This window comes from Nonomuraea montanisoli (genome assembly GCF_013363975.1).
In the GTDB taxonomy this organism is placed as follows: Bacteria; Actinomycetota; Actinomycetes; order Streptosporangiales; family Streptosporangiaceae; genus Nonomuraea; species Nonomuraea montanisoli.
In genome coordinates this window covers 399,033-423,610 of sequence record NZ_JABWGN010000005.1, presented here as the reverse complement: position 1 = coordinate 423,610, position 24,578 = coordinate 399,033, and the positions used below count along the sequence as shown (strand labels likewise).

Annotated in this window: 27 protein-coding genes and 1 tRNA gene; 17 read left to right on the top strand and 11 right to left on the bottom strand. The window is 72.3% G+C overall.

What is annotated here, in order from left to right; genetic code table 11:
• Positions 1–72: 72 nt before the first annotated feature.
• The 3 genes from HTZ77_RS14600 (at position 73) to HTZ77_RS14590 (ending at position 4,232) form a co-directional block, all read left to right on the top strand.
• A complete protein-coding gene (locus HTZ77_RS14600; protein WP_175590089.1) occupies positions 73–840 on the top strand; it encodes an IclR family transcriptional regulator in 768 nt (255 codons plus the stop codon).
• Positions 841–871: 31 nt separating this feature from the next.
• Complete coding sequence (gene glpK / locus HTZ77_RS14595) at positions 872–2,380, top strand: glycerol kinase GlpK (protein ID WP_175590088.1); 1,509 nt, start codon at positions 872–874, stop codon at positions 2,378–2,380.
• A 73-nt stretch (positions 2,381–2,453) separates the two neighbouring features.
• Positions 2,454–4,232 (top strand): PA14 domain-containing protein, encoded by a 1,779-nt coding sequence (locus HTZ77_RS14590; protein ID WP_175590087.1) that lies wholly within the window; start codon positions 2,454–2,456, stop codon positions 4,230–4,232.
• A gap of 51 nt (positions 4,233–4,283) precedes the next feature.
• Here HTZ77_RS14590 and HTZ77_RS14585 read toward each other — a convergent pair whose 3' ends face one another.
• Positions 4,284–4,964, bottom strand: a complete 681-nt coding sequence (locus tag HTZ77_RS14585) for a DUF305 domain-containing protein (RefSeq protein ID WP_175590086.1) — start codon at positions 4,962–4,964, stop codon at positions 4,284–4,286.
• Between the two features lie 57 nt (positions 4,965–5,021).
• Positions 5,022–5,468, bottom strand: coding sequence for a DUF6153 family protein (locus tag HTZ77_RS14580; RefSeq protein ID WP_175590085.1), 447 nt, complete (start codon positions 5,466–5,468; stop codon positions 5,022–5,024).
• Positions 5,469–5,586: 118 nt separating this feature from the next.
• Between HTZ77_RS14580 and HTZ77_RS14575 the strand changes: the two genes are divergently transcribed.
• From HTZ77_RS14575 to HTZ77_RS14560, 4 genes are all read left to right on the top strand, one after another.
• Positions 5,587–5,958, top strand: coding sequence for a BlaI/MecI/CopY family transcriptional regulator (locus HTZ77_RS14575; RefSeq protein WP_205302622.1), 372 nt, complete (start codon positions 5,587–5,589; stop codon positions 5,956–5,958).
• The gene (locus tag HTZ77_RS14570; protein WP_205302621.1) at positions 5,955–6,917 is read left to right on the top strand and encodes a M56 family metallopeptidase; all 963 of its coding nucleotides are present in this window, start codon (positions 5,955–5,957) and stop codon (positions 6,915–6,917) included. The genes HTZ77_RS14575 and HTZ77_RS14570 overlap by 4 nt, the downstream gene beginning before the upstream one ends.
• A gap of 111 nt (positions 6,918–7,028) precedes the next feature.
• Positions 7,029–7,304, top strand: coding sequence for a heavy-metal-associated domain-containing protein (locus tag HTZ77_RS14565; protein WP_175590084.1), 276 nt, complete (start codon positions 7,029–7,031; stop codon positions 7,302–7,304).
• A gap of 117 nt (positions 7,305–7,421) precedes the next feature.
• Positions 7,422–8,849, top strand: a complete 1,428-nt coding sequence (locus HTZ77_RS14560) for an MFS transporter (protein ID WP_175590083.1) — start codon at positions 7,422–7,424, stop codon at positions 8,847–8,849.
• 104 nt (positions 8,850–8,953) lie between these two features.
• Here HTZ77_RS14560 and HTZ77_RS14555 read toward each other — a convergent pair whose 3' ends face one another.
• A complete protein-coding gene (locus tag HTZ77_RS14555; RefSeq protein WP_235994664.1) occupies positions 8,954–9,337 on the bottom strand; it encodes a winged helix-turn-helix transcriptional regulator in 384 nt (127 codons plus the stop codon).
• A 136-nt stretch (positions 9,338–9,473) separates the two neighbouring features.
• On the opposite strand from HTZ77_RS14555, the gene HTZ77_RS14550 reads away from it, so the two are divergent.
• The gene (locus tag HTZ77_RS14550) at positions 9,474–10,388 is read left to right on the top strand and encodes an NADP-dependent oxidoreductase (RefSeq protein WP_205302620.1); all 915 of its coding nucleotides are present in this window, start codon (positions 9,474–9,476) and stop codon (positions 10,386–10,388) included.
• Between the two features lie 43 nt (positions 10,389–10,431).
• Here HTZ77_RS14550 and HTZ77_RS14545 read toward each other — a convergent pair whose 3' ends face one another.
• Entirely contained in the window at positions 10,432–10,806 is a 375-nt protein-coding gene (locus HTZ77_RS14545) for a nuclear transport factor 2 family protein (protein WP_175590080.1), read from the bottom strand.
• 58 nt (positions 10,807–10,864) lie between these two features.
• On the opposite strand from HTZ77_RS14545, the gene HTZ77_RS14540 reads away from it, so the two are divergent.
• The gene (locus HTZ77_RS14540; RefSeq protein ID WP_175590079.1) at positions 10,865–12,124 is read left to right on the top strand and encodes a M20 family metallopeptidase; all 1,260 of its coding nucleotides are present in this window, start codon (positions 10,865–10,867) and stop codon (positions 12,122–12,124) included.
• Here the strand turns inward: HTZ77_RS14540 and HTZ77_RS14535 are convergent.
• Positions 12,093–12,722: an acyl-CoA-like ligand-binding transcription factor gene (locus tag HTZ77_RS14535; protein ID WP_175590078.1), complete on the bottom strand. Its 630-nt coding sequence runs from the start codon at positions 12,720–12,722 to the stop codon at positions 12,093–12,095. The genes HTZ77_RS14540 and HTZ77_RS14535 overlap by 32 nt on opposite strands.
• Before the next feature lie 73 nt (positions 12,723–12,795).
• On the opposite strand from HTZ77_RS14535, the gene HTZ77_RS14530 reads away from it, so the two are divergent.
• Positions 12,796–13,464 carry an acyl-CoA-like ligand-binding transcription factor gene (locus HTZ77_RS14530; protein ID WP_328808595.1) on the top strand — a complete coding sequence of 223 codons (669 nt, stop codon included), beginning with the start codon at positions 12,796–12,798 and terminating at the stop codon, positions 13,462–13,464.
• Positions 13,465–13,739: 275 nt separating this feature from the next.
• The gene (locus HTZ77_RS14525) at positions 13,740–14,561 is read left to right on the top strand and encodes an alpha/beta fold hydrolase (protein WP_175590076.1); all 822 of its coding nucleotides are present in this window, start codon (positions 13,740–13,742) and stop codon (positions 14,559–14,561) included.
• A 22-nt stretch (positions 14,562–14,583) separates the two neighbouring features.
• Here the strand turns inward: HTZ77_RS14525 and HTZ77_RS14520 are convergent, their stop codons facing one another.
• Genes HTZ77_RS14520 through HTZ77_RS14510 form a run of 3 tightly spaced genes read right to left on the bottom strand, consistent with a single transcriptional unit; the run spans position 14,584 to position 15,685 of the window.
• Positions 14,584–14,799, bottom strand: coding sequence for a hypothetical protein (locus tag HTZ77_RS14520; RefSeq protein WP_175590075.1), 216 nt, complete (start codon positions 14,797–14,799; stop codon positions 14,584–14,586).
• 50 nt (positions 14,800–14,849) lie between these two features.
• Positions 14,850–15,212: a YybH family protein gene (locus HTZ77_RS14515; protein ID WP_175590074.1), complete on the bottom strand. Its 363-nt coding sequence runs from the start codon at positions 15,210–15,212 to the stop codon at positions 14,850–14,852.
• 35 nt (positions 15,213–15,247) lie between these two features.
• A complete protein-coding gene (locus HTZ77_RS14510; protein WP_175590073.1) occupies positions 15,248–15,685 on the bottom strand; it encodes a MarR family winged helix-turn-helix transcriptional regulator in 438 nt (145 codons plus the stop codon).
• A 44-nt stretch (positions 15,686–15,729) separates the two neighbouring features.
• On the opposite strand from HTZ77_RS14510, the gene HTZ77_RS14505 reads away from it, so the two are divergent.
• Positions 15,730–16,119, top strand: coding sequence for a hypothetical protein (locus HTZ77_RS14505; RefSeq protein WP_175590072.1), 390 nt, complete (start codon positions 15,730–15,732; stop codon positions 16,117–16,119).
• Positions 16,120–16,194: 75 nt separating this feature from the next.
• Here the strand turns inward: HTZ77_RS14505 and HTZ77_RS14500 are convergent, their stop codons facing one another.
• Together HTZ77_RS14500 and HTZ77_RS14495 are read right to left on the bottom strand one after the other, a co-directional pair.
• Positions 16,195–16,503, bottom strand: a complete 309-nt coding sequence (locus HTZ77_RS14500; RefSeq protein WP_175590071.1) for a hypothetical protein — start codon at positions 16,501–16,503, stop codon at positions 16,195–16,197.
• A 203-nt stretch (positions 16,504–16,706) separates the two neighbouring features.
• On the bottom strand, positions 16,707–17,306 hold the full coding sequence (locus HTZ77_RS14495; protein ID WP_175590070.1) for a TetR/AcrR family transcriptional regulator: 600 nt from the start codon (positions 17,304–17,306) through the stop codon (positions 16,707–16,709).
• Between the two features lie 120 nt (positions 17,307–17,426).
• Between HTZ77_RS14495 and HTZ77_RS14490 the strand changes: the two genes are divergently transcribed.
• The 3 genes from HTZ77_RS14490 to HTZ77_RS48195 all read left to right on the top strand — a co-directional run bounded on the left by HTZ77_RS14490 (position 17,427) and on the right by HTZ77_RS48195 (position 20,449).
• Positions 17,427–18,071, top strand: a complete 645-nt coding sequence (locus HTZ77_RS14490; RefSeq protein ID WP_328808594.1) for a GntR family transcriptional regulator — start codon at positions 17,427–17,429, stop codon at positions 18,069–18,071.
• A 45-nt stretch (positions 18,072–18,116) separates the two neighbouring features.
• A complete protein-coding gene (locus HTZ77_RS14485; RefSeq protein ID WP_175590068.1) occupies positions 18,117–18,902 on the top strand; it encodes an SDR family NAD(P)-dependent oxidoreductase in 786 nt (261 codons plus the stop codon).
• 101 nt (positions 18,903–19,003) lie between these two features.
• Positions 19,004–20,449, top strand: coding sequence for a serine hydrolase (locus HTZ77_RS48195; RefSeq protein ID WP_205302618.1), 1,446 nt, complete (start codon positions 19,004–19,006; stop codon positions 20,447–20,449).
• Positions 20,450–20,606: 157 nt separating this feature from the next.
• Here HTZ77_RS48195 and HTZ77_RS14475 read toward each other — a convergent pair.
• Positions 20,607–20,695, bottom strand: a tRNA-Leu gene (locus tag HTZ77_RS14475).
• Positions 20,696–21,171: 476 nt separating this feature from the next.
• Between HTZ77_RS14475 and HTZ77_RS14470 the strand changes: the two genes are divergently transcribed.
• Positions 21,172–21,828 (top strand): hypothetical protein, encoded by a 657-nt coding sequence (locus HTZ77_RS14470; RefSeq protein WP_328808593.1) that lies wholly within the window; start codon positions 21,172–21,174, stop codon positions 21,826–21,828.
• 673 nt (positions 21,829–22,501) lie between these two features.
• Complete coding sequence (locus HTZ77_RS46145) at positions 22,502–24,553, top strand: chaplin family protein (RefSeq protein WP_175590067.1); 2,052 nt, start codon at positions 22,502–22,504, stop codon at positions 24,551–24,553.
• Positions 24,554–24,578: the final 25 nt, after the last annotated feature.

Sequence of the window (24,578 nt, the reverse complement as noted above, 5' to 3'; positions counted from 1 at the left end):
TGATATGTGTAGATCTTTCTTTGAGCGGCGCCGACATTGTCGAACAAGCGCCGCCCGACTAGGCTCGATGCCGTGCCAGGTCCAGTGCAGTCCATCCAGCGGGGAGCGGCCATCCTGCGCCTCCTCGCGCGCAGCTCGGGCAAGCTCGGCGTGGGCGAGATCGCCACATCGCTCGGCCTTCCCCGCGGCACGGCGCACGGCCTGCTGCGCACCCTGCAACTGGTCGGCTTCGTGGAGCAGGACAGCGCGACCGGCAAGTACCAGCTCGGCGCGGCCCTGCTGCACCTCGGCACGAGCTACCTGGACGTCAACGAGCTCCGCTCCCGCGCCATCAACTGGGCCGACGCGCTCGCGGCGCGCAGTTGCGAGTCCGTCAAGATCGGCACCGTTCTCGACGGCCAGGTCCTCGTGGTCCACCACGTCTTCCGCCCCGACGACACCCTGCAGACCCTCGACGTCGGCTCGCTGATGCCGATGCACGCGACCGCCCTCGGCAAGGTCCTGCTCGCCTTCGACTCCGGCGCCGGCGCCGCGCTCGGCAACGGCCCGCTGGAGGCCTTCACCCGCAGGACGATCGTCGCTCCCAAGGACCTGACCCGCAGCCTCGCGGGCATCCGGGAGGTCGGGTGGGCCGCCCAGGTCGAGGAGATGACCGTGGGCGAGGCGGGCATCGCCGCCCCCATCCGGGGGCACGGCGGCCTGGTGGTCGGCGCCATCGGCATCTCCGGGGCCGTCGAGCGGATCTGCGACGCCAAAGGCCAGCCCAACACCGCCCTGGTGACGTTCGTGCGCGACGCGGCGCGCGCGGTCTCCCGGGATCTCGGTGCCGCGCGCTGGTGACACCCACTTCACACATACCGAGGTGAACGCCATGGCCACGCGCTATGTGATGTCCATCGACCAAGGTACGACGTCGACGCGGTGCATCATCTTCGACCAGCAGGGACGCCTGGTGTCGGTGACGCAGCGGGAGCATCGCCAGCACTTCCCGCAGCCCGGGTGGGTCGAGCACGACGCCGTCGAGATCTGGCGCAACCTTGAACGCATCGCCCCGGAGGCGCTCAGACAGGCCGGGGTCGGCCTGGAGCAGGTCGCCGCGATCGGCATCGCGAACCAGCGCGAGACCACGCTCGTGTGGGACCGCAACACCGGCGTTCCCCTGCGGCGGGCCATCGTGTGGCAGGACACGCGCACGACGGCGCTGGTCGACGAGCTGGCCGCCCGGCCGGAGGCGTCGATGGTGCAGAAGCGCTGCGGCCTGCCGCTGGCCACGTACTTCTCGGCGCCCCGCATCCGCTGGCTGCTCGACGACGTACCCGGGTTGCGCGAGCGCGCCGAGCGGGGCGAGGTGCTGTTCGGCACCATGGAGTCCTGGCTCATCTGGAACCTCACCGGAGGCCCGGACGGCGGCCTGCACCTCACCGACGTCACCAACGCCAGCCGCACCCTGCTGATGGACCTGACCACGCTGGAGTGGGACGACGACCTGCTCGACTTCTTCGGCGTCCCGCGCGCCATGCTGCCGCAGATCCGGCCCTCGACCGAGACGTACGGCGTGGCCAGGACGGTCCTGCCGGGCGTCCGCATCGGCGCCGCGCTGGGCGACCAGCAGGCGGCGCTGTTCGGCCAGACCTGCTTCGCACCCGGCGAGGCCAAGTGCACCTACGGCACCGGCGGCTTCCTGCTGCTCAACACCGGCAAGGACCCGGTCCGCTCCACCCACGGCCTGCTCACCACCGTCGGCTACCAGGTGGGCGCCGAGCCCGCGGTGTACGCCCTGGAGGCGCCGATCGCCGTCACCGGCGCGCTCGTGCAGTGGTTCCGCGACGGCCTCGGCCTGATCAACAGCGCCCCGGAGATCGAGACGCTGGCCAAGACCGTGGACGACAACGGCGGGTGCTACATCGTGCCCGCGTTCGCCGGGCTGTTCGCCCCGCACTGGCGCAGCGAGGCGCGCGGCGTGATCGTGGGGCTGACCTCGTACATCACCAAGGGGCATCTGGCGCGGGCGGTCCTGGAGGCCACCGCCTGGCAGACCCGCGAGGTCGTGGACGCCATGAACGCGGACTCCGGGCTCGACCTGCGGGTGCTCAAGGTGGACGGAGGCATGACCGCCGACAACCTGCTCATGCAGTGCATCGCCGACGTGCTGGATGTCCCGGTCGTGCGGCCCATGGTCGCCGAGACCGTGTCGCTCGGCGCCGCGTACGCCGCGGGCCTGGCCGTCGGCTACTGGCCCGACCTGGAGGGACTGCGCCGCAACTGGCACCGCGCCGCCCAGTGGCTGCCGGCCATGGACCCGGCCCGCCGGGAGTCGGAGTACGACAACTGGCGGCGGGCCGTGGAGCGCACGTTCGGCTGGCTGCAACCCCGTCGCTGACCGCTCACGTAACCCCCGGGACATCCGGCCGTGTCATGATCCTCCAGATCTTGAGGACTCTGACAGGAGCAGGATGAGGGCAACTGCACGACGCGCGTTACGCGCCGTTCTCGCCGGCGGCCTGGCGGCCGCCGCGCTGGTCTGGCCGGCGGGCGCATCGGCGGAGGCGGCCGCGGCCGCCACCGTCTCGGTGGACTTCACCAAGCCGATCCGCACGATCTCCCCCGCCGACATCGGCATCGGGATCACCGGGTACGGCGAGGGCTCGTACATCACCAACGACACCAGACACCGCGACAACCTCCGCCGGCTCGCCGCCGGCCGGATGCGCATCGAGCTGCACTACCAGCAGCCGGGCGACCACAGCAGCCCCATCGTCTGCGGCGGCTACAAGTGCGACACCCAGGTGTCGGGCGACGCCTGGATCGACGCGATCCGCGACCTCGGCGCCGAGCCGGTCGTCATCCTCCAGGTGGACGGCCGGCAGAGCGCGGAGGTGAACCGGGACGACGCGGTCGCCCTCTACCGGCACTTCGCCGCCACGGGGAAGCCGATCCGGCGCTTCATCGTGGGCAACGAGCTCAACTGCGCCTGCACCCCCGAAAAGCCCGAGATGTCGGCCACGGAGTACAGCAGGCGCTTCAACCTCATCGCCGACGCCCTGCGCGCCGAGAACCCGGCCCTCGTGATCGGCGGCCCCGCCACCGCCTGGAACGCCGACGACTACATCCGCACGTTCCTGCAGGGCTCGGGCGACCGGGTGAGCTTCGTCGACTACCACGACTACGGCAACGGCTCCGAGCAGATCACCGACGAGGCGCTGCTCGGCGACGTGATCCGCGCGTACGAGACCGACATCGAGGGCGTGCGCGCCACGGTCCGCTCCGTGCTCGGCCGCGACCTGCCCATCCAGATCGGCGAGTTCAACTCCGACTTCGACGACCCCGACGGTCACCGGACGCTCGCCCACTTCAACACCCTGTGGGGCGCGGCGGCCCTCGGCCAGATCCTGCACGCCGGCGCGAGCGCCTACCAGTACGGCGACAAGAACGGCCGGCTCGGCCTGACCAGCACCAAGGGCGAGGGCGGCATCGCGCGCAGCGAGCCGCTGCCCATCTACCACGGCCTCGGCATGTACACCGGCGAGGGCCTGTTCCGGCCGTTCGGCACGACCGTCGTCCAGGCGAGCGCGAACACCGCCAAGCTGCACGTCTTCGCCTCCGACAACGCCAAGAACGTCGTCCTCGTCAACGTGGGCGCCGAGCCGCTGGAGACCGCGCTCACCCTCAACGGGCTGTCGAGCGGCACCGCCGCCGTCTGGCAGAGCACCTCCGACGCCTGGACCCCGCACCGCACCGGCAGCGCGACCGTCTCCGGCGGCAAGGCCACGGTGACGCTGCCGGCCGGGTCGGCCACCACGCTGGTCATCGGCGAGCAGGGCCTGAAGGCGACCTACTTCGACAACGCCGACCTCACCGGCGCGAGCGTCACCCGCGTCGACCCCACGGTGAACTTCGACTGGGGCGCCTCCTCGCCCGACCCCGCCATCGGCCCGGACACCTTCAGCGCCCGCTGGACCGGCAAGGTCGTCGCCGACAAGGCCGAGACGTACACCTTCATCACGACCAGCGACGACGGCGTGCGGCTCCGGGTGGACGGCAAGCTGCTCATCGACGCCTGGACCGACCACTCCAAGCGCGACGACACCGCCTCGGTCGCGCTGAGCGCCGGCCCGCACGACATCACGATGGAGTTCTACGACAACGGCTACGACGCCATCGCCGAGCTGCGCTGGTCGAGCCCGAGCATCCCGCGCCAGGTCATCCCGGCGGACAAGCTCCTCACCGGCTGAACCTCCGGGCCGCGCCGGACGCCCGCCTGAGCGGGCGTCCGGCGGGGCAGGTCAGAGCCGTTCGAGGATCTTCTTCATCTGGTCGATCTCGGCCTGCTGGGACGACTCGATGCTCCGGGCCAGCTTCTTGGCGGCCTCGTCGCGGCCCTGGGCCAGCTCCGTCCCGGCCATCCGGATCGCGCCCTCGTGGTGGGCGATCATCATGCGGACGAACTGCTTGTCGAACGCGGTGCCCTTGGCGTCCTTGAGCTTGTCCATGTCCTCGGCGGACATCATGCCGGGCATGCCGTGGTCCATGTGTCCCATGTCGGTGGGCTCGGGCTTGCCCCAGTCCTTGAGCCAGCCCCGCATGGTCGTGATCTCCGGGTCCTGGGCCGCCTTGATCTTGGCGGCCAGCTCCTTGACCTCGGGATCGCTCGCCCGGGTCGCGGCCAGGTCGGCCATCTCGACGGCCTGCCGGTGGTGGGGGATCATCATCTGCGCGAACATCGCGTCCGCGTCGTCGAACGAGCCTCCCGGCCGGGTGGCGGGCGCCGACGGCGCCGAGGACGTCGTGGCCGCGCCGGTGGCGGCCGACAGGCCGCGCTCCGGCATGGGGGCGGTGCCGCCGCCGCAGGCGGTGAGCAGGACGAGCGCGCCGGCTCCGGCGGCGGCCGTCAACGAGAGGCGCTTGGGCGTGAATCGGTTCGTGGGCGTGAATCGGTTCGTGGGCGTGAATCGGTTCGTGGGCATGGTCGGGTGACTCCTGTCGTCGTACGCGTGCATGGCCGTGGTCGCGAGGCGAACGGCCTATATGCGCAGCACCGACACCCGAGCGAGCCGGAGCGACAGGGGGAGGGGCGGCGGCCGGGCGATCCGGCCCGCGACCCGCCCAATCGCGTCCGGCGGCTCCGTCCCCCGGCGGGCGCGCGCCCGCGCCGCCGCCACGAGGAGCAGGAGGAGCGAGGTCAGGACGGCCAGGCACACGCTGCCCGGGTCGAGGTCGGGCAACTGCCCGCCCGCCGAGGACGCCTGACCGGCGGCATGACGCCCGGTGTGGTCGGACCGGGCGCTCTCGGACCGGGTGTGGTCGAGCCGGGTGTGGTCCGCCACGGTGGTGCCGTGTGACCGGTGGGGCGCCGCCGTACCGCCGTGCGCGCGGTGGAGGCCGACGTGGCCGAGGGTGTGCATCCCGCAGACCCCGAGGACGAGCAGCACGAGCAGCGCCAGCCGCGAGCCGCGGCGCCACCCCTCCACTGCTCCTCGCACCGTCCGCCCCCCGAGCTGATGTCCTTCGTTCCCCTAAGCACCATAGTAGAAGCGGCGTCGGACAGCCGTTAGCATGGGGATGACCTGGCTGTCTGGAGGGTTCTGCATGGTGCGCGGTCTCGGGGAGCTGGAGTCCACGATCATGGACCGCATGTGGTCCTACCGCCGGCCGGCGTCCGTGCGCGACGTGCTGGAGGATCTGCGCCGCGAGCGGGAGATCGCCTACACGACCGTGATGACGGTGATGGACAAGCTGCACACGAAGGGCCTGCTCAGGCGGGAGGCCGTCGGCAAGGCGTACATCTACCGGCCGGTCTCCTCCAAGGAGGCGTACACCGCCGACCTGATGCGCGAGTCGCTGGCCCGCAGCGGCAACCAGGCCGCCACCCTCGTCCACTTCCTGGAGCGCCTGACGCCCGAGGAGGCCGACGCCCTGGAGGCGGCGCTGAAGGTCTACCCCCCGAAGGGCCGCGCGTGACCGTGGCGGCCGTCCTGGCCGCCGGGCTGACGATCTACGCGCTCGTCGCCGCGGTCGCGCTTCCCCGGCTGCTGGGAAGGGCGTCCTGGACCGGGCGCGCTCCCCGGCTGGCGATCATGGTGTGGCAGGCGGCCTGCGTCTCGGTGGTGGTCTCCGTGCTGTCGGCCGTCTTCGTGCTGGCGGTCCCGGCGCCGGTGGTGGGCCACGGCCTGGCCGAGCTGTTCGCGCAGTGCGCCGAGGTGCTGGCGGAGGGGCCCGGTCTCACCGCGGCGACCGCGCTCGTCGGCGTGGGCGTCGCCGGCGCGCTGGTGGCGCGCCTCGCCTGGTGCGCCGTCGCCGTCCTGGCCGGGGCCCGGGCCGAGCGGCGCCGCCACGCCGAGGCGCTCACCCTGCTCGGCCGGCACGACGGCGCGCTGGACGCGATCGTCGTGGACTTCGACGAGCGGCTCGCGTACTGCGTGCCCGGCCGGCAGGGCAAAGCGGTGATCACCACGGCCGCGCTGCGCGACCTGAGCCCCGACGAGACCGCGGCCGTGCTCGCCCACGAGCGCGCGCACCTGCGCGGCCGGCACCACCTCGTGCTCGCCTTCGGCGAGACGTTCGCCCGGGCGTTCCCCGGCATGCCGCTGTTCGAGCGGGGGCGGGCGGAGCTCGCCCGGCTGGTCGAGCTGCTGGCCGACGACCTGGCAGCGCGCCGCCATCCCCGCGTGCTCATCGCGTCCGCTCTGGTGCGCCTGGCCACCGGCCGCGCGCCCGCCTTCACCCTGGGGGCCGGCGGCGAGAGCGCGCTGGCCCGCGTACGGCGCCTGCTCGCCCCCGCGCCGCCGCTCGGTCGGGGCGAGCGGGTCACCGGGGCGCTCGCGGTCGGCGTGCTGCTCGCGGGGCCGGCCGTGACCGGCCTCGCCCCGGGCCTGGCGTCCCTGCTCGCCCACCACTGCCTCGAGTTCCTCTCCTTCTAGGCCCACCCGCCGGCCCGCGTCCGGGAAGCGGGGCTCTTGCAAACCCCCAGGGGGTATGTTAGCTTCCTCGGCGTCAGAGATACCCCCCATGGGTATGAAGAGGAGGGCGACATGTGCACGGCATGTGCGTGCGGCACCGGTGAGGCCGCGACGGCGACCGTCACCGCGGACGGCGGCGACCGGAGCGTCTACTCGGTGAGCGGCATGACCTGCGGCCACTGCGTCTCGTCGGTCTCGACGGAGATCGGCGGCGTCTCCGGCGTCTCCGGTGTGGCCGTCGAGCTGTCCACCGGCGCGGTCACCGTCAGCGGCGCCGGCTTCTCCGACGAGGAGATCCGCGCCGCGGTGGAGCGTGCGGGCTACCGCCTGTCCGGGACCGGGTCCTAGGAACACGAACGGTGGGCGTGCGTCGGCACGCACGCCCACCGGCGGGTCCGGTCCGATTTCCCGATCACCCCAGACCCATAGATCGCATCGTACGGTGCGAGGAATCAGGAGTACGGCATGAACGCCGTCAATCCCCGCAGGTGGTGGGCACTCGCCGTGCTGGCCGCCGCGCAGTTCATGGTCATCATGGACACCTCCATCATCGGGGTCGCGCTCCCGGAGATGCAGCGCGAACTCGGCTTCACCCAGGGCGGCCTGCAGTGGGTGTTCAACGCCTACGTGATCGCCTTCGGCGGCCTGCTGCTGCTCGGCGGCCGGCTGTCCGACCTGCTGGGGGCCCGCAGGGTCTTCGCCGCGGGCTGGGTCGTCCTGCTCGCCGGCTCCGTGGTCGCCGCGGCCGCCGGCACGGCCTGGGTGGAGATCCTCGGCCGGGCCGTCCAGGGCGTCGGCGGCGCGCTGATCGCCCCGTCCGCGATGACCCTGCTCATGATGCTCTTCGGCCACGACTCCCGGGAGCTCGGCAAGGCCATGGCGCTGTACGGCGCGGCCGCGCCGGCCGGCGGCACCGCCGGGGTGTTCCTGGGCGGCGTCGTCACCGAGTACCTGAGCTGGCCCTGGGTGTTCGTCGTCTACATCCCCATCGGCCTCGCGACCCTCGCCGCGGTGCCCGCGCTGCTGCCGGCCGTCCAGGGCAGGCGCGGCTCGGTCGACCTGCTCGGTGCCGCCACGGTCACCGGCGGCATCGCCCTGGCCGTGTTCGCCGTCGTGCGCGCTCCCGAGCAGGGCTGGGGCGCTCCGGCCACCCTCCTGGAGCTGGCCGGCGCCGCCGTGCTGCTCGCGGCGTTCCTGGTCGTCCAGCGCACGGTCAGGCAGCCGATCATGCCGCTCGGCATCTGGCGCACCCCCGGGCTGGCCATGGCCAACCTCGCGATGGCGCTGCTCGGCGCCGCGTGGATCCCGATGTGGTACTTCCTCAACCTCTACCTGCAGCAGGTCCTCGGCTACGGCGCCTTCCCCAGCGGCGCGGCGCTGCTGCCGATGACGGTCGCGATCATGATTTTCATGATCGGCATCACCGCGCGCCTGCTGGGCCGTTTCGGCGCCAAGCCGCTCATCGTGATCGGCATGCTCGTGCTGGCGGCCGGGGTCGGTGTGCTCTCGCTGGTCCGGCCGGACGGCGCCTTCGTCGCCGACGTGCTGCCGGCCTCGTTGATCGCCGCCGTGGGCATGTCGCTGGCCTACATCCCGGCGATGATGTCCGCCATGTCGGGGGTGCGGCCGGAGGAGAGCGGTCTGGCCTCGGGCATCGTCAACACCACCTACAACGTGGGATCGGCGCTCGGTCTGGCGGTCATGACGGCCGTGGCCACCTCGCGCGGCGCCGCCGAGCTGGGCGACCTGTCCCAGCTCACGAGCGGGTTCCGGGCGGCCTTCGTCGGCGCCGCCGTGGTGGCGGCCGCGGGCGGGGTGCTGGCCCTGGTCCTCATGCGCGGCCGGAAGACGTCCGTCGCGGCGGACTCCCGGCCCGAGGAGGCCCGGGCCTGACCCGTGTGGATCGCGGGGGGACGTGGCCGCCGTCCCCACGCGACATACCCATACCCCCTACCGGCGGCAGCGATCTACTATCGACCATAGAAGACCCTGGGCTCTCATGACGCGTCGTAGCGCGCGCGGGAGGCGGCCACGTACTCACGGTGCTGCCGCGCCCAGCTGATGAGCCCGGCGACCTGGGACGACAGCGTCCGCCCGACCGGGGTCAGCGCGTAGTCCACCCGCGGCGGCGAGGTGGGGGTGACGGTGCGCTCCACCAGGCCGTCGCGCTCCAGGCTGCGCAGGGTGAGGGTGAGCATGCGCTGGGAGATGCCCGCGATGGCGCGCTGCAGCTCGGAGTAGCGCTTGGGGCCGTCGCCGAGCAGGTCCATCACCAGCACGCTCCACTTGTCGCCGACGCGGTCGAGGATGTCGCGCAGCCGGCAGCTCGGATGGTCCTCGCCGATCGCCTCGCGCACATCGGTGTGCCTTGCGTGGGTCAAAGTGCCTTCTTTCGCCATGGCGGCATTGTGGACGAGACTCGATGCGCGCACAAGAAGTAACCAGCGCACAGAAAGTGCTGTTGCGATGAGCAGCCTTCCCATGGTCCACCGAAACGGAGCGATCACTATGCGTGCCATGGCTTTCCCCGACTTCGGCGCCGAACTGGCGCCCGCCGACCTGCCCGTGCCGGAGCCGGGCCCGGGCGAGGTGCTGGTCCGGGTGCTGGCCTCCTCGGTCAACGGCTTCGACCTCGGCGTCCTGGGCGGCTATCTCAAGGGCGCGTACGAGTACGAGTTCCCGGTCGTGCTCGGCAAGGACTTCGCCGGCACCGTGGCGGCCGTCGGCCCGGACGTGACCGGCCTGACGCCGGGCGAGGACGTGTTCGGCGTGGTCATGCGCCCCACCCTGGGCCAGGGCGGCTTCGCCGAGTACGTCGTGGTGAGCGAGACGTACGGCGTGGCCAGGATCCCCGACGGGCTCGGCCACACCCGCGCGGGCGTGCTGGGGCTGGCCGGGACCGCCGCGCTCAACGCCGTCGACGCCCTCGCCCCGGCGCCGGGGGAGACCGTCCTGATCTCGGGCGCGACCGGCGGCGTGGGCGCGTTCGCCGTCCAGCTCGCCGCCGCGCGCGGCGCCAGGGTGATCGCCACCGCCCGCCCCGGGGCCGAGGCCGCCTTCGTCACCGGCCTGGGCGCCACCTGGGCCGTGGACCACACGGATCTGCCGGCGCGGGTACGCGCGATCGCGCCCGGCGGGGTGGACGCCGCGCTGCACCTGGTGGGCGACGGAGCGGCTGTCGCCGCCCTGCTGGCCGACGGCGGGCGGTTCGCCTCCACGATCCATTACCGGCCCGAGGAGTCCGGCCGCGACATCAAGGCCACGGCCGTGATGGCCGACCCGACCCCGGACACCCTGTCCCGGCTCGCCGCCGACGCGGTCGAAGGACGCCTCCGCGTGCCGGTGGCCCGCTCGTACCCGCTGGCCGAGGCACCGCGCGCGCTCGCCGACTTCACCGGCGGAACCGTCGGCAAGTTCGCCGTCACGATCTGAGACAAGGGCCGCCGAGGCGAACACGAGCTTCCGCGCACGCTCGTCAGGAAGAGCGCCCGACGTCCCCCGCAAAGACGATCATCTGGTCGATGCGGCCCTGCCGCAGGTGGACCACGTCCGTTCCGGCCAGGCGCGGTCCCCCGTCGGGCGTGGTGAAGACCCACTGATAGCGCGCCCACTCACCCGGCACGTCCACGGCCGAACACCGGACCATCGTGCCGACACCGGCCGGGTGCCGGCGGATGTCCCGCACGAACCGTTCGACTGCCGCGACTCCCTCGCTCCGTCCCAGCGGACCCCAGAACACCACGTCAGAGGTCAGCGCCTGGGACAGCAAGGGGGTCATGTGGTCGTCGTCCGAGACGTTGAACGCGGACAGGAACATGTCGATCGCTGCCTGAGCGGCTTCTTCCCGCATTCAGTAGTCATATCAGCCGCCGCGCCTGATGTACGAGGGGCGGCGGATGAGTGCGTAGATGGCGACCGTGAAGATGGTCGTCATGCATCTGGAACCTCAGGCAGCCTCCATGCCCTCCCCTTCCCACACCCCCGGCCCGGCGGATCCGCTGGTCGCCGATCTGGTGACGCTCGCCCGCGTGCCGTCCGCGGTGCCGCTCGGCGCGGACACGCTGATCGAGCCGGACCACCCGACGCTCCGGCACTACGTCCAGGAGTGCCTGCGGCCGATGTTCCAGGGCCTCGGGGCCCTCGACATCATCGACCTGCCCCGCAACCAGTTCGCGGTACGGCTCGGGGACGGCGCCGGGCCGTGCCTCGCGCTCATGGCGTACACGCCGACGCAGCACCACAACCTGATGGCCGAGCCCTGGTCGGGACGTATCCGGACGCCCGTCGAGCTCGGCGTCGACGAGCCCTGCGTGTTCGGCCAGGGGATCACCCAGAACAAGGCCCACCAGGCGTGCCTCCTGGACCTCGCCCGGTGGATCATCACCGAGCGCGTGCCGCTGCGCGGGACCCTGCTGCTCTGCGTCAACAACGAGGGACGCAGCACCCATGACTGCTCGAACGCCATCCTCGACGGCCTCCCGCGTACGCCGGACCTGCTCATCCAGCTCTTCCCCACCGGCTTCGACGTGACCGTCGGCAACCGCGGGCGCGTCGACGTGCTCGTCGAGATCGAGGGGACGACGGGACACTCGTCGTCCCCGCCGGCCGCCGGGCGGGTCATCGACGCGGCCGCCGACGTCGTCCGGCGGCTCGGCGAGCTCGACGCCGTCGTGCGAACGCGCTCCCACCCGGAACTGGGGCACGAGCAGGTGGTCCCGTACCAGGTGCGGTACGAGCCGCTGGCGCCGCACACCCTCCCCGCCCGCGCCCGGATCACGGTGGACCGGCGGCTGCTGCCCGGCAGCGACCCCGCCGCGGCCATCGACGAGATCCGCGCGGCCGTCGAGGGAGCGGGAACCGGCTGTGAGATCAGTGTCCGGCAGGGGGTCACGATGCTCCCGGCGTACCTGCCGCCCGAGCGTCGTGACGTTCTCGACCCCCTGGCCGCGTCGATCCGGACGCACGTGGGCGAACCCCGTCACACGATCTACGGTGGCAGCTTCGACGCGGGCGGCCCGTCGTCCCGGGGGATCCCGACCGTGATGTTCGGGGTGCCGGAAGAGGGGGACCTGCTCGGCGACGACTACGTCCGCCTGTCCGCGGTGCGCCGGCAGGCCGCCGTCCTGCGCGACACCGTCACCCACTTCTTCCGGGAGCAGGACCGGTAGGAAGGGGCAGGCCCCTCGTGACCTGGTCGAGCGCGTCCTGGAGCAGCTCGCCGTACGACGCCGGAGGGCCGACGCGCAACCACAGATCGGTCGAGGCGGAGATGGCGACGCCGACCGTGCCCGCCACCAGCCGCGGATAGAGGTCGCGTTCCGGGTCGGCGCCGGTGCGCTCGGCCACGGCGGCCGCCAGCTCCCGTTCGGCGGCCATGCCGGCCTTGAGGAACTCGCCCCGCAGCGCCGGATGCCCGGTCAGCAGCCGGAGCCCCGCCACCCAGCCCGCGTCGGGCTGGGTGTCCGCGGACTCGGTGACGAGCGGCGCCCCGATGAGCGCGGCGGCGCGGATCGCCTCCCACAGGGGCTCGTCCGACGGGCGGGCGCGCAGCTCGTCCGCGATCCGTGCCGCGCGCTCGAAGTGGCGCGCGGCGATCGCCTCGGCCTTGCCGGCGAAGTAGTTGTTGAACGTGCGGGGCGAGACGCCGGCCTCCGCGGCGATGTCCTCCACCTTGACGTCGTCGAAGCCGCGGTCGACCGTGAGCCTGATCGCCGCCCAGCTCAGCGCGATCCGGGTCTCCCGCTTCTTCCGCTCTCTCAACCCCATGCGGGAGAGCATAGCCAAAACTTTCTGAATGAGAAATCTTTCTTATTCGGAAAGTTCTGGCTATGGTGGGGGTGTGACCACCGAACGCACCCCGGCAGGCGGCCGGCGCACCGGGCTCCGTGAGCGGAAGAAGCGCGCGACCCGCGAGGCGCTGACCCTCGCGGCCCTGCGCCTGGCGCTGGAGCGGGGGCTGGACAACGTCCGGGTCGAGGACATCGCCGCCGAGGTGCAGGTGACGACGCGGACGTTCAACAACTACTTCTCCACCAAGTACGAGGCCCTGGTCGCCCGCCACGTCGACCGCGTACGGCAGGCGGCCGAGGCGCTGCGGGCACGCCCGGCCGGCGAGCCGCTGTGGGAGGCCGTCACCCACGCGGTGCTGTCGCCGCTGGCCGAGGCCGACCGGGCGCACGAGAGCCCGGATGCGGAGGTGCTCGGCGGCATCCGGTTGATCGCCGCCGAGCCCGCGCTCCAGGCCGAGGCGCTCAAGGCCGCCCTGGCGGCCGACAGCGAGCTCGCCGCGGCGGTCGCCGAACGGACGGGCACCGAACGGACAGGCACCGATCCCGGCCGCGACATGTATCCGCGCCTGGTCGCGGGTGCGGTGACGACCGCCGTCCACGTCGCCACCGAACAGTGGCTGCGCGCTGATCCGCCCGTCCCGCTGGTCCCGCTGCTGCGGGAGGCGCTGCGGCAGGTCGCCGCGGGACTCCCGGCCCCGCCGGCCGGCCCGTCGCGCTAGCGCGCCCCCACCCGTCCACCACCACCGGCCCGAGCGGCCTCGTCCGAGGCCGCTCCATCCGGCATGCCGTCGTCCGGCCGCCGAACGCAGCGCCGCCAACAGGGTCGTCATGCAGCTCGGCGCGTCCCTCGGCAGCGCGGTGACGCTCATCGTCCCGCAGGGCCGGGTCAACCGCCTGCCCGACCCGCACAGGCCGACCCCGACAGGCCGGGCCGCACGCCCGGCCGGCACCACACCCGGAGACCGGCATCCGCCGGCAAGAAGGAGACAACCGCATGACCACGACCGCACGCGTCCACACCGAAGGCGCCGACATCGTCTACGACCACGAGGGCACCGGCCCGCTGCTGCTGATGATCTCCGGTGGCGGCGGCGCCTCCGAGCACTACGCGCGGATCTCCGGCTTCCTCGCCGAGCACTACACGGTCGTCCGTTACGACCGCCGCGGCAACTCCCGCAGCACCGGCGACACCACCGTCGACCTGGACATGGCACAGCAGGCCCGCGACGCGGTCGCCGTGATCCGGGCGATGGGCGGCGACGACGCCTACGTCTTCGGCAACAGCGGCGGCGCCAACATCGCCCTGCAGCTCGCCGCCGATGAGCCGGACGTCATCCGGGCACTGGTCGCCCACGAGGGCCCCACCTCGCCGCTGCTGCCCGACGCCGACGCCTGGCTCGCCTTCGCCGACCGCGTGCACGGTACGTTCATCGCCGAGGGCGCGGCGGCGGCGTCGAAGGTCTTCGCCACCGAACTCGTCGGCTTCGACGCCGCCCATCCCCAGCAGGCCCGCGTGGCGGCGGGTGAGATGACGAGCAACGCCGAGTTCTGGCTGGCTCGCGAATACCTCCCGCTCGCCACCTACAACCCCGACCTCGACACCATCCGCGGCAACGAGGTCGCCATGGTCACCGCCGCCGGACGCGAGAGCGCCGGGGCCTACTACGCCCGCACCGCCCGCATCCAGGCCGAACGCCTCGGCTGCCCGTACGTCGAGTTCCCCGGCAACCATCTGGGCTTCATCTTCGAGGCCGCGAGCTTCGCCACCGCGCTTCGCGAAGCCCTGGACGGCCTCACGTCCGTAACGGCGTCCTGACCGCGGCCGGCGACGTGTGCGCTCAGTCGCGGGAACCGCGACGCCGTACGACGGCGTCGCTGATCCGCCGGGCGGCTTCGAGCTCGGGAGCCACCCAGCGCAGGGCGGCGTCCTCGGCCATCGCCGGCTCGGCGATCGCCTGCGGCAGGGGACTCTCGTCCCTGCCGGAGCGCCACGTCGCCGGGTCCGGCCGCTCCGGCAGGTTCCGGAACCGGTCGTCCTGCGTCTTTTCCCTCATGTAGGACAGGACGATCCGGCCCCTCCCGGAGTTCCTTCGCCGGTGGGCTCTCAGGAGTAGGTGTTCTGGTCGTGGACGAGCAGCCACCGCCCGTCGGTCCGGGTGAAGTACAGGGTCAGGTGGTAGGTCTTCCGGTACGGCTCGCCCTTCGGGTCGAGGTCGTCGTACACCGCCGACAGCAGGGCGAACGCGGCCTCGCCCGCCGTCTCCACCCGCACGGGTTCGGTCCGCATCGACCAGTCGGTGTCGTCGAACCAGGCGGCGTGGAACTCGGCGATCGCCTCCTTGCCGCGAAGGAGCGTCCCGTTCGGCAGGATCAGTGAGGCGTCCGGGTGGACGGTGGCGAGATAACCCTCCAGGTCACGCGCCTCGATCGTCGCTAAGTGCGCGTCGAGCGCCTGGGAAAACTCCATGATCGTTCACCTTTCGAGAGGTCGGGAGGAACCATTCAACCGCGAGGCAGCAGGTCGTGAGTGGTGGCGATGGCGGTCAGGGCCAGGCGCAGCGCGCTCTGCTGATCCGCGGGCAGCCCGCCCAGCAGCTCGGCGTCCACCTGGGCGGCCGCCTTCGCGGCCGAGCGGCTGAGCTCGCGCCCCTCGTCGGTGAGCTCGACGAGCTGCCGCCGCCGGTCGGCCGTGTCGCGCACCCGCCGTACCGCTCCCACGCCCTCCAGCTCGTCCAGCATGTCGACGACCACGCTGGGGGTGACGCCGATGGTCCTGGCCAGCGCGAGCTGGCCGAGCGGTGCGGTCTCCAGCAACTGCAGCACCGCGCAGTGCCGGGGGCGCAGGCCCAGCGGCGCGAGCCGGTCGGCGAAGCGCTCGGCGGTCGCCTGCCCGAGTTTGCTGAGCAGGAAGGCCAGGCTGTCGGTCACTTGCGGCGTCATGACCGCAATGCTAGCTTCCCCATATGATTAGGGTACCGAATCATATGGCTCCCGGACGATCGGCGCGGGTGTTCGCGACCGTCGTGGTCGTCCTGACCGTCCTCTCGTCGGGCTACTTCACCGTCTCGGGCCTGCTCGCCCCGGGGATCCTCGTTCCCGGCGGTGACGCGGCGGCGCCGCGCGCGTTCGCCGCCTACATGGCCGCGCGGAGCATCGTGCTGCTCGGCGGACTGGCCGTGTTCGCGGCACTGCGGGCGTGGCGCCCGCTGGCGCTGGTGCTCGCGTTGAACGCGGGTGTGCAGCTCGTCGACGCCGTGATCGGCGCGACCCGGCATGAGGTGGCCCAGACCCTTGGCCCCGCGTGCTTCGTCCTCCTGCTCGGCGCGGCCGCGTGGTCCCTGCTGCGCGCCCCGCTGCCGCGTCCCGCCGCCTGACCGGCGGCCAGGCCCGTCTCCGCGTACGGCGGTCTCCGCGTACGGCTGGACGATGCCGTACGCGGAGACGGGCGTTCATGCGAGCGGCGCCGCCTCCGCCGGCGGCCGTCTGCCGAACGCGCCGACGTGCGCGTGGAAGACGCCCATGACGAGCACCCCGATCGCCCCCGAGACGGCGGCGGGCCACGGCCGCACGGCCACGTCGGCTCCCGCGAGCAGGAGGGCGGCGATGACGTACATCCCCCATCCGGCGACGAGGTTGATCAGCGGCGTGTGGCCGAAGGGCGTCGGGAAGGGCTCCTTGGTGATGCCCTTGACGAAGTGGGGCGTCGCGTTCGCCGCGAAGACGCCGGCGAAGAAGGTGAGCAGTGCCGTCGTCCACATGTCAGTGATCCCGCTTCTGGTCGTTGCAGGCGTTTGTGATGGCGAGGTTGGTGACGAGCTTCATGCTGACAATATAGACACAAAACGTCAGAGTGTGAGAAGAGGGCGCGCTACAGCGCGGGCGCTGTCACGCCACGTCCGGGCAGCACGACGACCTGGGCTCGCCTGGGGCGCCCGACTGGCCCGCCGACCGGCGGGACGGATCACGCTGACGGGAGGACGGCGGGCTTGCTGGTGAGACCCCGCACCGCGAGCTCGACGAGCTGGCGCAGACGCAGCCGCAGGACGGCGGGGTCGGCCTTCTGCCGCGCGATCCCGGCCACCGCGTCCACCAGGACCGCCGCGACGTCACCCGCAGGAAGATCGACACCGAGCAGGTCGAGCTCCTCCGCGGCGTCGTCGAGCACTGCCTCGACCACGGAGAGATAGTCCGCCTCGAACGCGACCATGACGTCCTCGACGAGCACCTCGGCTTCGGCGAACAACTCCGCCCGGTACTCCGCCTCCACCGTGCCGACGAAGAACTCGACCTTGACCGCCAGCACGTCATAGAGCCGGTCCGTGATCGGCCGCGTGGACCGTCGTGCCTTCTCGGCCGCCGCGACGATGCCGCCGGCGAACCTCTGCGCCACCGCTCTGAAGACGTCGTCCTTGCTGCTGAAGTGCAGGTAGACGGCCGGTCGCGACATGCGGGCCGCCCGGGCGATGAGATCCATCGAGGTACGGCGGAAGCCGTAGCGGCCGAACACCTCGAGCGCGGCGGTCACGACCTGCTCCCGCTTGGCGTCGGCGGCATCTGTCATTCTGACATCATAGACAGGGACCGTCAGCTCATGCTCATGGCTGGACGAGACGCGACTCGTGCATGCGAGCCCGATATTCTGAATACAGAAATCACGTTCTGCATGCAAGAAGGCGGAAGAGTGGATCAGACCACGACGGCTCCCCTGCGGCGCGACATCGCCGAGCAGGTCACCGCCCGCGTCCTGGACGGCCGGCTGCCGGCCGAGGCGCGGATCAACGAGGTCCGCCTCGCGGCCGAGCTGAAGGTCAGCCGCACCCCGCTGAGGGAGGCGCTGGTCGAGCTCACCGACCGCGGCCTGCTGGTCGCCGAGCCGAGGCGTGGCTTCCGCGTGCCGCCCCTGAACCTCGACGAGGCTCGCAAGCTGTATCCGCTCGTCGGTGAGCTGGAGTCCCTCGCGCTGCGCTGGAGCGCTCCCCAGGACCTGCTCGGGCTCACCGACCCGCTGGAGCGGCAGATCGACGACATGCGGGCCGCCCTGGACGACGAGCGCGGCCTGGCCGAACTCGACGACCGGTGGCACGCGATGCTGCTGTCGGCCTGCGGCAACGCCCACCTGATGCGGATCATCGCCCAGACCAAGCCGCTGCTCAAGCGCTACGACGTGCTCTACTTCGGCGGCCCGGAACGGGCCCGGCGCAGCATCGAGGAACACCGCGACATCCTCACCGCCATCCGCGACGGAGACCTCAATCGGGCGGCGCGCCTGCTCGTCCAGAACTGGGTCAACGGAGCCGCCTACCTCGGCCGGCCGGCCGGCCGGTGACCGGTGACTGGTGACCGGTAGAGCGCACGACGAAAGAACGGAACCATGAACGAACCGGCTCCGGCCCCAGGCGCGGGCACCGATCTGACCGGACACGTCGCCATCGTCACCGGCGGTTCCTCGGGCCTGGGACACGCCATCGCCCTCGCCCTGTCCCAGGCCGGCTCGGCCGTCGCGCTCGTCAGCCGGCAGCGGGAGGCCGGCGACCGGGCCGCGGCGCGGATGACGTCGCTCACCGGACGACCGGCCACGGCACTGGCCTGCGACGTCAGCGACGAGGACGGCGTCCAACGGGTCGTGGGCGAGGTCGCCGACCGGTTCGGCCGCCTGGACATCCTGGTGACCAGCGCGGGGGTCCAGGCCAGAGGCGAGCTCGGCCGGTTGAGCGCGGCCGAGTTCCGGCGTTGTCTGGAGGTCAACGTGGTCGGGACGTTCCTGGCCTGCCAGGCGGCCGTCCCGGTCATGCGGGCCGCGGGATACGGCCGCATCGTCACCCTGGCCAGCGCGCTCGGCCTGGTCGGCGCCGCCGGCCGGGCGGGGTACGCCGCCAGCAAGGGCGCCGTCGTCCAGCTCACCCGCAGCCTGGCCGTCGAGCTGGCCGGCACCGGCATCTGCGTCAACGCCCTCGCCCCGGGGCCGTTCCACACTCCGCTGAACGAAGGCGCCGACGACGACCCGCGCGTCCGCGACTTCCTCGACCACCAGGTGCCCGCGCGCCGCTGGGCGCAGCCCACCGAACTGGCGGGAGCCGCGCTCCTGCTGGCCAGTCCCGCCGCCTCGTACATCACCGGCGCGATCCTGCCCGTCGACGGCGGCTGGACGGCTCACTGAGCAGGTGGTGCGCCCCAACGGGCGTGTAGGAATACCGCCTGCATTTCTGCTGATTTGCCGGTTTACGGGATCGCCATGATCATTCTTACTAGAGTGGTCAGGTGATTTTCACCAGATCCACAAGTCATCGAAGGCGTGTCGCCTCCGGGCTCGCCGCCGCAGCCGTACTGCTGGGCGGCCTCGTGGCGACGCCCCCGGCGCACGCGGAGGTGGACAACGGCTCCGTAAGCGCCCTGGCGCGCTTCCTGCGGCAGGCGCTCGACCGTCAGCAGTTCGAGCAGGTCCTGGACACCAACCCGCCGACGAGCACGTCCGAGCTGGACGCGCTGCGGCGCGACGGCGCCGACAAGGAGGCGAAGCAGCTTCCGCAGAAGGCGGACCTGCGCGCGGCCGTCGCGGCGGCCGCGCCGATCACGCAGCAGCCCCAGATCGACCTGACCGTCATCGAGCTGAACAGGCTCGGGCGCCCCGTCTCTTCCGGCACCGTGCTGATGAGCCCGCAGTACCCGGACGGCAAGGCCGTGCCGGTGGACGACAAACTGCACACCACGGACGTCCGCTGGAGGCAGTGGGACGACGCCGGCTGGTACGCCAACCGCGGCCAAGGCAGCATCGACATCGTGCCGGGCCGCGAGAACGCCCCGATCGACTTCATGAGCCCCTACCCCGCGTCCGTCCTGAAGCTGATGGTGGCCTTCGGGGTGCTGCGGCTGGTGGACCAGGGCCAGATCTCGCTCGACGACACCTACGCCTACCAGCCGGTCACGGTCAGCTCGCTGTGCGGACCTGCCAGCAGCGACACGGTCCGCAACTACCTCGACTCCGCGCTCACCTGGTCGTCCAACGCCGCCGCCTGCGCCATGGTCAAGCTGCTGCACGACAAGGGCGCGGTGAACGGCCTCAACCAGACCTTCCAGGATCTCGGTCTGGAGACGCTGCAGCTCAAGAACACCAACCCCGACAACGGCGCGCGATGGGGCAACCCCGTCACCATGACCTCGCTCGACACGGCGAAGCTGCTGATGCTGGTCAACGGCGGGGTGGGCACCTTGTGGGAGACCCCGGGCGGCACCGCGGTCACCGCCGACGTCCTGAGCGACGCCTCCCGCGCGTTCTTCAGGAGCAGGCTGGCCGAGCAGGGCATGAACGTCGCCCTCTCCACCACCAACTGGTGCGGCGCGGACTATCCCGCTCCCGGCATCCCGCAGCTCACGCCCTCGCGGTGGCTCGGCGCCGACGGCACCGTGACGATCCCCGGACAGGGCATCTCGTACGGCCGCGATGTGCGACCGTGCAATCAGAAGGCCGAGGTGACGTACGCCCACAAGAACGGCTGGGTCAACAATTCCGGCGCCGACGCCGGGATCGTGAAGGCCCTGCCCGGCAAGGGCGGCCGCACCTACATCGTCGCCATGTTCTCCAACCTCGGCTACCAGTACGTCGACCCGAACCGGCCTGCGGCGGGCGCGGAGAACGTGTGGTTCACCGAGCGGCTGGCGAAGCTCGGCAAGGTCATCGACGAGTACGAGAAGCGCCGCCCCGCCTGACCGGCGGCGGTACGGGTGCGGCCCGCACACCAGAGGCGGCACTGATCAGCGGCCGGCGCCGGGATTACCTCGACGCCGGCCGCGATTCCGTTGCTCTGCAGCACCCCTCACAACACAAAATCCTGGTTGCTGTCTTCAGCAACCAGGATTCTGGGTCTGGTGTCCGAGGGGGGACTTGAACCCCCATGCCCATCACTGGGCACTAGCACCTCAAGCTAGCGCGTCTGCCTATTCCGCCACCCGGACTTGGTGCCTGCACGCGAGACCGTCATCTCGCGTCGGCTCAGTTAGGTTAGCAAACTCTGGGGGGTGCGTGATACCGGGAATCCGCGAGAGCGGGTGACGTGGCGTCCGGCGGGTGGTGCGAGGCCGCGCTGCGTGCCGCCGGAGGGCCCGCGGCGCAGGGCCTCCAGCGTCCGCCGACCGCTTCCACGCCAACCCTTCCGCGTCCGCCGACCGCTTCCGAGCCGACCGCTACGACCGGGCCTCGGGGCGAGGGAGGGGCCGTCGCTGGGTAGTTCATGGTGGTTGGTGAGGCTTGGTGACGCTGGGGCTTGACTGATTCATGGGACTGCGCTGAAAACTGCTTGCGATCACCTTGGGTGCTGCTACGGTTACGGACCGTTGAGGGGTGAGTCCAGGAACCGGCCTCACGGCGTGAGGCCGGTTCCGGAGCTTAGGGAGGTCACGTGACACGCACGCCGGTGCGACGGTCGAGGGCTGTGGCCCGAGCCGTCTTCGGCGCGCCCGTGCCCGTGGCCGTCCCGGCAGGCGAGGCGATCACCGAGCGGGCGGACCGGATGGCGCGGTTCGCGGCCGGTGCCCGCCGGGTGGTCGCGCGAGCGGCCGTGACCGGAGGCATGATCGCCGCCGGTTGGTTGCTCGCCGTCCTGTTCGGGACGCTCTTCGCCGCTCCGGCCGCCGCGAGCACGACCGCGGCGCACACGGCCGCGAGCACGACGGCGGCGCACAAGGCTGCGGCAGACGCGGCCGGCGGAGCCGCCACGGGAATCACGGCACTCGCCGACTCCCGCTCCAGCACCTCCGACACCGTCACCGGGTCCATCACGGACGGTTTCCCCACGGGCGACGGCGGCATCTCGGCGGCGGACAACGCCGAGGCCATGGCAGGGCGCACGGTCGACGGGCTGACCAGCCAGTCCGACCCCGGTCTGCCGCCTTCCTCCACCGCGAACAAGATCCTGGGCACCGACGGACTGGTGCCCGGCGGCGGTGGCGGCCCCTTCGGGCCAGGCATGGGGGACATCGCGAGGTCCGTGTACGACCCGGGGCTTCAGGCCGGGCGTGTCGTCATGGCGCGCGAGCTTCCCCCCGTCGTCCGCACAGCGGCGGACGACCCTTCTTTCTCACCTGACTGACCCCGCCGTTGCAGCCGGTCCTCACGGGCCGGCGGCGGAGCGCGGCCATGGCCCGCACTCGCCCGGAACCGCCAAGGTTCCGCTCGCCCGGGACCGGCAGGTTCCATCCCCGGTTCAATCGTCCGGGACTGCCTCGGTTCCACTCGTCCGGGACTGTCACGGTTCCACTCGCCACCGGCCCGCAGGGCCCGCGGCCGACGCAGCCAGACGCCTGTCACGCAGGGCGCCCGCCGTACAAGGGCGGGTCGTCAGGCGGGGCGCCCGCCGCTCCACGGCGGCGCGTCAGGCGGGACGCCCGCCGCACCACGGCGGCGCGTCTGACAGGACGCGCGTCACGCCGGGGCGGTCGTCCGGCGACGACGTTCGTGGCCGGGAAGCGGTCGGCGCGCGAAGTGGCCGGCAACCGGATCGGGCGAGGCGACACGGGCGAGTCATGGTTCCCGTCCGCGACGGGCCGGGCCGCCGGCGATCATTCCGGCGGCGCCGTCAGCCCGCCCGCACGAACCGGTGGGGCATGAGCCCCTCCGCCGGCGGGCGACACGTCAGTCATCACTGATCCGCGGTCCGCGAGGTCCCGCTTGTACGGCGACGCGTCACGCTCCCGTACGGCCTCGCCTCCCGCGGATCGTCAGGCGCAATTCATTTCCCCCCAGAAGTCATAGGAGCACTCATCATGCGTACGTGGGCGAAGGCTTCCACACCCGCGGCTCTGCTCGCGGTCGCGGTCATGTCGTTCGGCGGCGGCACCGCGTTCGCCGACACCTCCGGCGACCACTCCGTCGGCGGCGGCAACCAGGTCAACCTGCCCGTCACCCTGCCGATCGACATCAGCGGCAACTCCGTCGCCGCGGTCGGCGAGTCCCACGCCTCCTCCGAGGGCGGCGCGTCGGTGGAGAACACCGGCCGCTCCAGCATCCCCGGCAGGACGTCCGGCGACTCGAGCATCCTCGGCGGCAACCAGGTCAACGCGCCGATCACCGCCCCCATCAACGCCTGCGGCAACGCCGTCTCCCTGTTCGGCAGGTCCGACGCCGGCTGCAAGGGCGGCGCCACCGTCAAGAACAACGGCCGCGGCGGTCCGGGCGGCAACCGCACCTCCGGCGACCACAGCGTCCTCGGCGGCAACCAGGTGACGGCGCCCATCACCGCGCCGATCAACGCCTGCGGCAACGCGGTCGCGGTCTTCGGCGAGGCCACCGCCGGATGCAAGGGCGGAGCCTCGGTCAAGAACAACGGCCGGGGCGGCGGCGCCGGCCACAACACCACCTCCGGACGCAGCTCGGTCCTCGGCGGCAACCAGGTCGTCGCGCCGATCGCAGCCCCGATCAACGTGTGCGGCAACGCCGTCGCGGCGTTCGGTGAGGCGTTCGCGGGCTGCAAGGGCGGCTCGTCGGTCACGACCGGGCGTCCGGGCGGGCACCACGGCGGCGGCCAGGGCTACGGTGGCGGCCACGGCGGCCACGGCGGGCCGGGCTCGGGAGGCAACGACACCGACGGGCGTTTCGGCGCCGGCAGCGGCAACCAGGTCATCGCCCCGATCAGCCTGCCCATCACCGCCTGCGGCAACGCGGTGGGCAACGCGGTCGCCGGGTGCAAGGGCGGGGCGTCCGTGGAGGGCTCCGGCGGCCGCGGGTCCGGCGCCGGCGGCAACCGGACGTCCGGCCGCGGTTCGGTGCTCGGCGGCAACCAGGTCGTCGCGCCGATCACCGCGCCGATCAACGTCTGCGGCAACGCGGTGGCCGTGCTCGGCGGAGCCTTCGCCGGGTGCAAGGGCGGCGCGTCGGTGAAGAACGGCGGCGGGCAGGGCGCCGGCGGCAACCGGACGTCCGGCCGCGGCTCCGTGCTCGGCGGCAACCAGGTCGTCGCGCCGATCACCGCCCCCATCAACGCCTGCGGCAACGCCATCGCGGCCCTCGGCCTGGCCGGGGCCCGCTGCAAGGGCGGCGCCGACGTCTCGCCGCAGCACGGCTCCGGCGCCGGCGGCAACCGCACCTCCGGCGACCACAGCGTCCTCGGCGGCAACCAGGTGGTCGCGCCGATCACCGCGCCGATCACCGTCTGCGGCAACGCCGTCGCCGTCCTGGGCGACGCGGCCGCCGGGTGCCTCGGCGGTGCGCACGTCGGCAAGCCGGGCGACGACGGCCACGGCGGTCACGGCAAGCCTGGGCGTCACCCGTACGCGGCGAGCCCCGGCGCCCAGGGCGGCGGGATGCTGCCCGCCCTGCCCGCGGTCCCGGCCGTCGGCGGCCTGCAGGGCGCCGGCGACGTGACGCGTCAGATGCAGGGCGCGGCCGGGATCCCTGTCGTGGGCGACATGTCCGACTCGCTGGGTCTGCCGGTCCTGCCGTCGCTGCCGGGCCTGCCCGACCGTCCCGCCCGGCCCGCGAGCCCCGCGCAGCCGGCCAAGCCCGCCAAGCCCGCCAAGCCGGTCACGCGCGGCAAGCACGCCAAGGAGGTCGTGAGCAACGCCGGCGGCGTGTCCGGCCCGCTGTCCGCGGTCTCCCCGGCGACCTCGCTCGTCGCCTCGACGCCGGTCGGCGGCGCCGCCACCTCGGCCGCTCGTTCCCTCCCGGTGGGTGACATCGGTCTCATGAGCGCCGCCCGGCCCGCCGGGATCACCGGGATGAGCTTCGGCGCCCTGGTCGCGCTGCTGCTGGGCGGGATGTGCGCCGCCTCGGCGACGCTGTTCGCGGCGACCCGCCGCTTCCGCCTCGGCCGGAAGTAGTCACAGACAGCCGGAAACAGCCGGC

Excerpts from the sequence above, each read along its gene's own strand:
- glpK (WP_175590088.1), top strand. The coding sequence starts at position 872 with ATGGCCACGCGCTATGTGATGTCCATCGACCAAGGTACGACGTCGACG.
- HTZ77_RS14590 (WP_175590087.1), top strand. The coding sequence starts at position 2,454 with ATGAGGGCAACTGCACGACGCGCGTTACGCGCCGTTCTCGCCGGCGGC.
- HTZ77_RS14585 (WP_175590086.1), bottom strand. The coding sequence starts at position 4,964 with ATGCCCACGAACCGATTCACGCCCACGAACCGATTCACGCCCACGAAC.
- HTZ77_RS14575 (WP_205302622.1), top strand. The coding sequence starts at position 5,587 with ATGGTGCGCGGTCTCGGGGAGCTGGAGTCCACGATCATGGACCGCATG.
- HTZ77_RS14565 (WP_175590084.1), top strand. The coding sequence starts at position 7,029 with ATGTGCACGGCATGTGCGTGCGGCACCGGTGAGGCCGCGACGGCGACC.
- HTZ77_RS14560 (WP_175590083.1), top strand. The coding sequence starts at position 7,422 with ATGAACGCCGTCAATCCCCGCAGGTGGTGGGCACTCGCCGTGCTGGCC.
- HTZ77_RS14550 (WP_205302620.1), top strand. The coding sequence starts at position 9,474 with ATGGCTTTCCCCGACTTCGGCGCCGAACTGGCGCCCGCCGACCTGCCC.
- HTZ77_RS14545 (WP_175590080.1), bottom strand. The coding sequence starts at position 10,806 with ATGCGGGAAGAAGCCGCTCAGGCAGCGATCGACATGTTCCTGTCCGCG.
- HTZ77_RS14540 (WP_175590079.1), top strand. The coding sequence starts at position 10,865 with ATGGCGACCGTGAAGATGGTCGTCATGCATCTGGAACCTCAGGCAGCC.
- HTZ77_RS14535 (WP_175590078.1), bottom strand. The coding sequence starts at position 12,722 with ATGGGGTTGAGAGAGCGGAAGAAGCGGGAGACCCGGATCGCGCTGAGC.
- HTZ77_RS14525 (WP_175590076.1), top strand. The coding sequence starts at position 13,740 with ATGACCACGACCGCACGCGTCCACACCGAAGGCGCCGACATCGTCTAC.
- HTZ77_RS14520 (WP_175590075.1), bottom strand. The coding sequence starts at position 14,799 with ATGAGGGAAAAGACGCAGGACGACCGGTTCCGGAACCTGCCGGAGCGG.
- HTZ77_RS14515 (WP_175590074.1), bottom strand. The coding sequence starts at position 15,212 with ATGGAGTTTTCCCAGGCGCTCGACGCGCACTTAGCGACGATCGAGGCG.
- HTZ77_RS14510 (WP_175590073.1), bottom strand. The coding sequence starts at position 15,685 with ATGACGCCGCAAGTGACCGACAGCCTGGCCTTCCTGCTCAGCAAACTC.
- HTZ77_RS14505 (WP_175590072.1), top strand. The coding sequence starts at position 15,730 with ATGGCTCCCGGACGATCGGCGCGGGTGTTCGCGACCGTCGTGGTCGTC.
- HTZ77_RS14500 (WP_175590071.1), bottom strand. The coding sequence starts at position 16,503 with ATGTGGACGACGGCACTGCTCACCTTCTTCGCCGGCGTCTTCGCGGCG.
- HTZ77_RS14495 (WP_175590070.1), bottom strand. The coding sequence starts at position 17,306 with ATGACAGATGCCGCCGACGCCAAGCGGGAGCAGGTCGTGACCGCCGCG.
- HTZ77_RS14485 (WP_175590068.1), top strand. The coding sequence starts at position 18,117 with ATGAACGAACCGGCTCCGGCCCCAGGCGCGGGCACCGATCTGACCGGA.
- HTZ77_RS46145 (WP_175590067.1), top strand. The coding sequence starts at position 22,502 with ATGCGTACGTGGGCGAAGGCTTCCACACCCGCGGCTCTGCTCGCGGTC.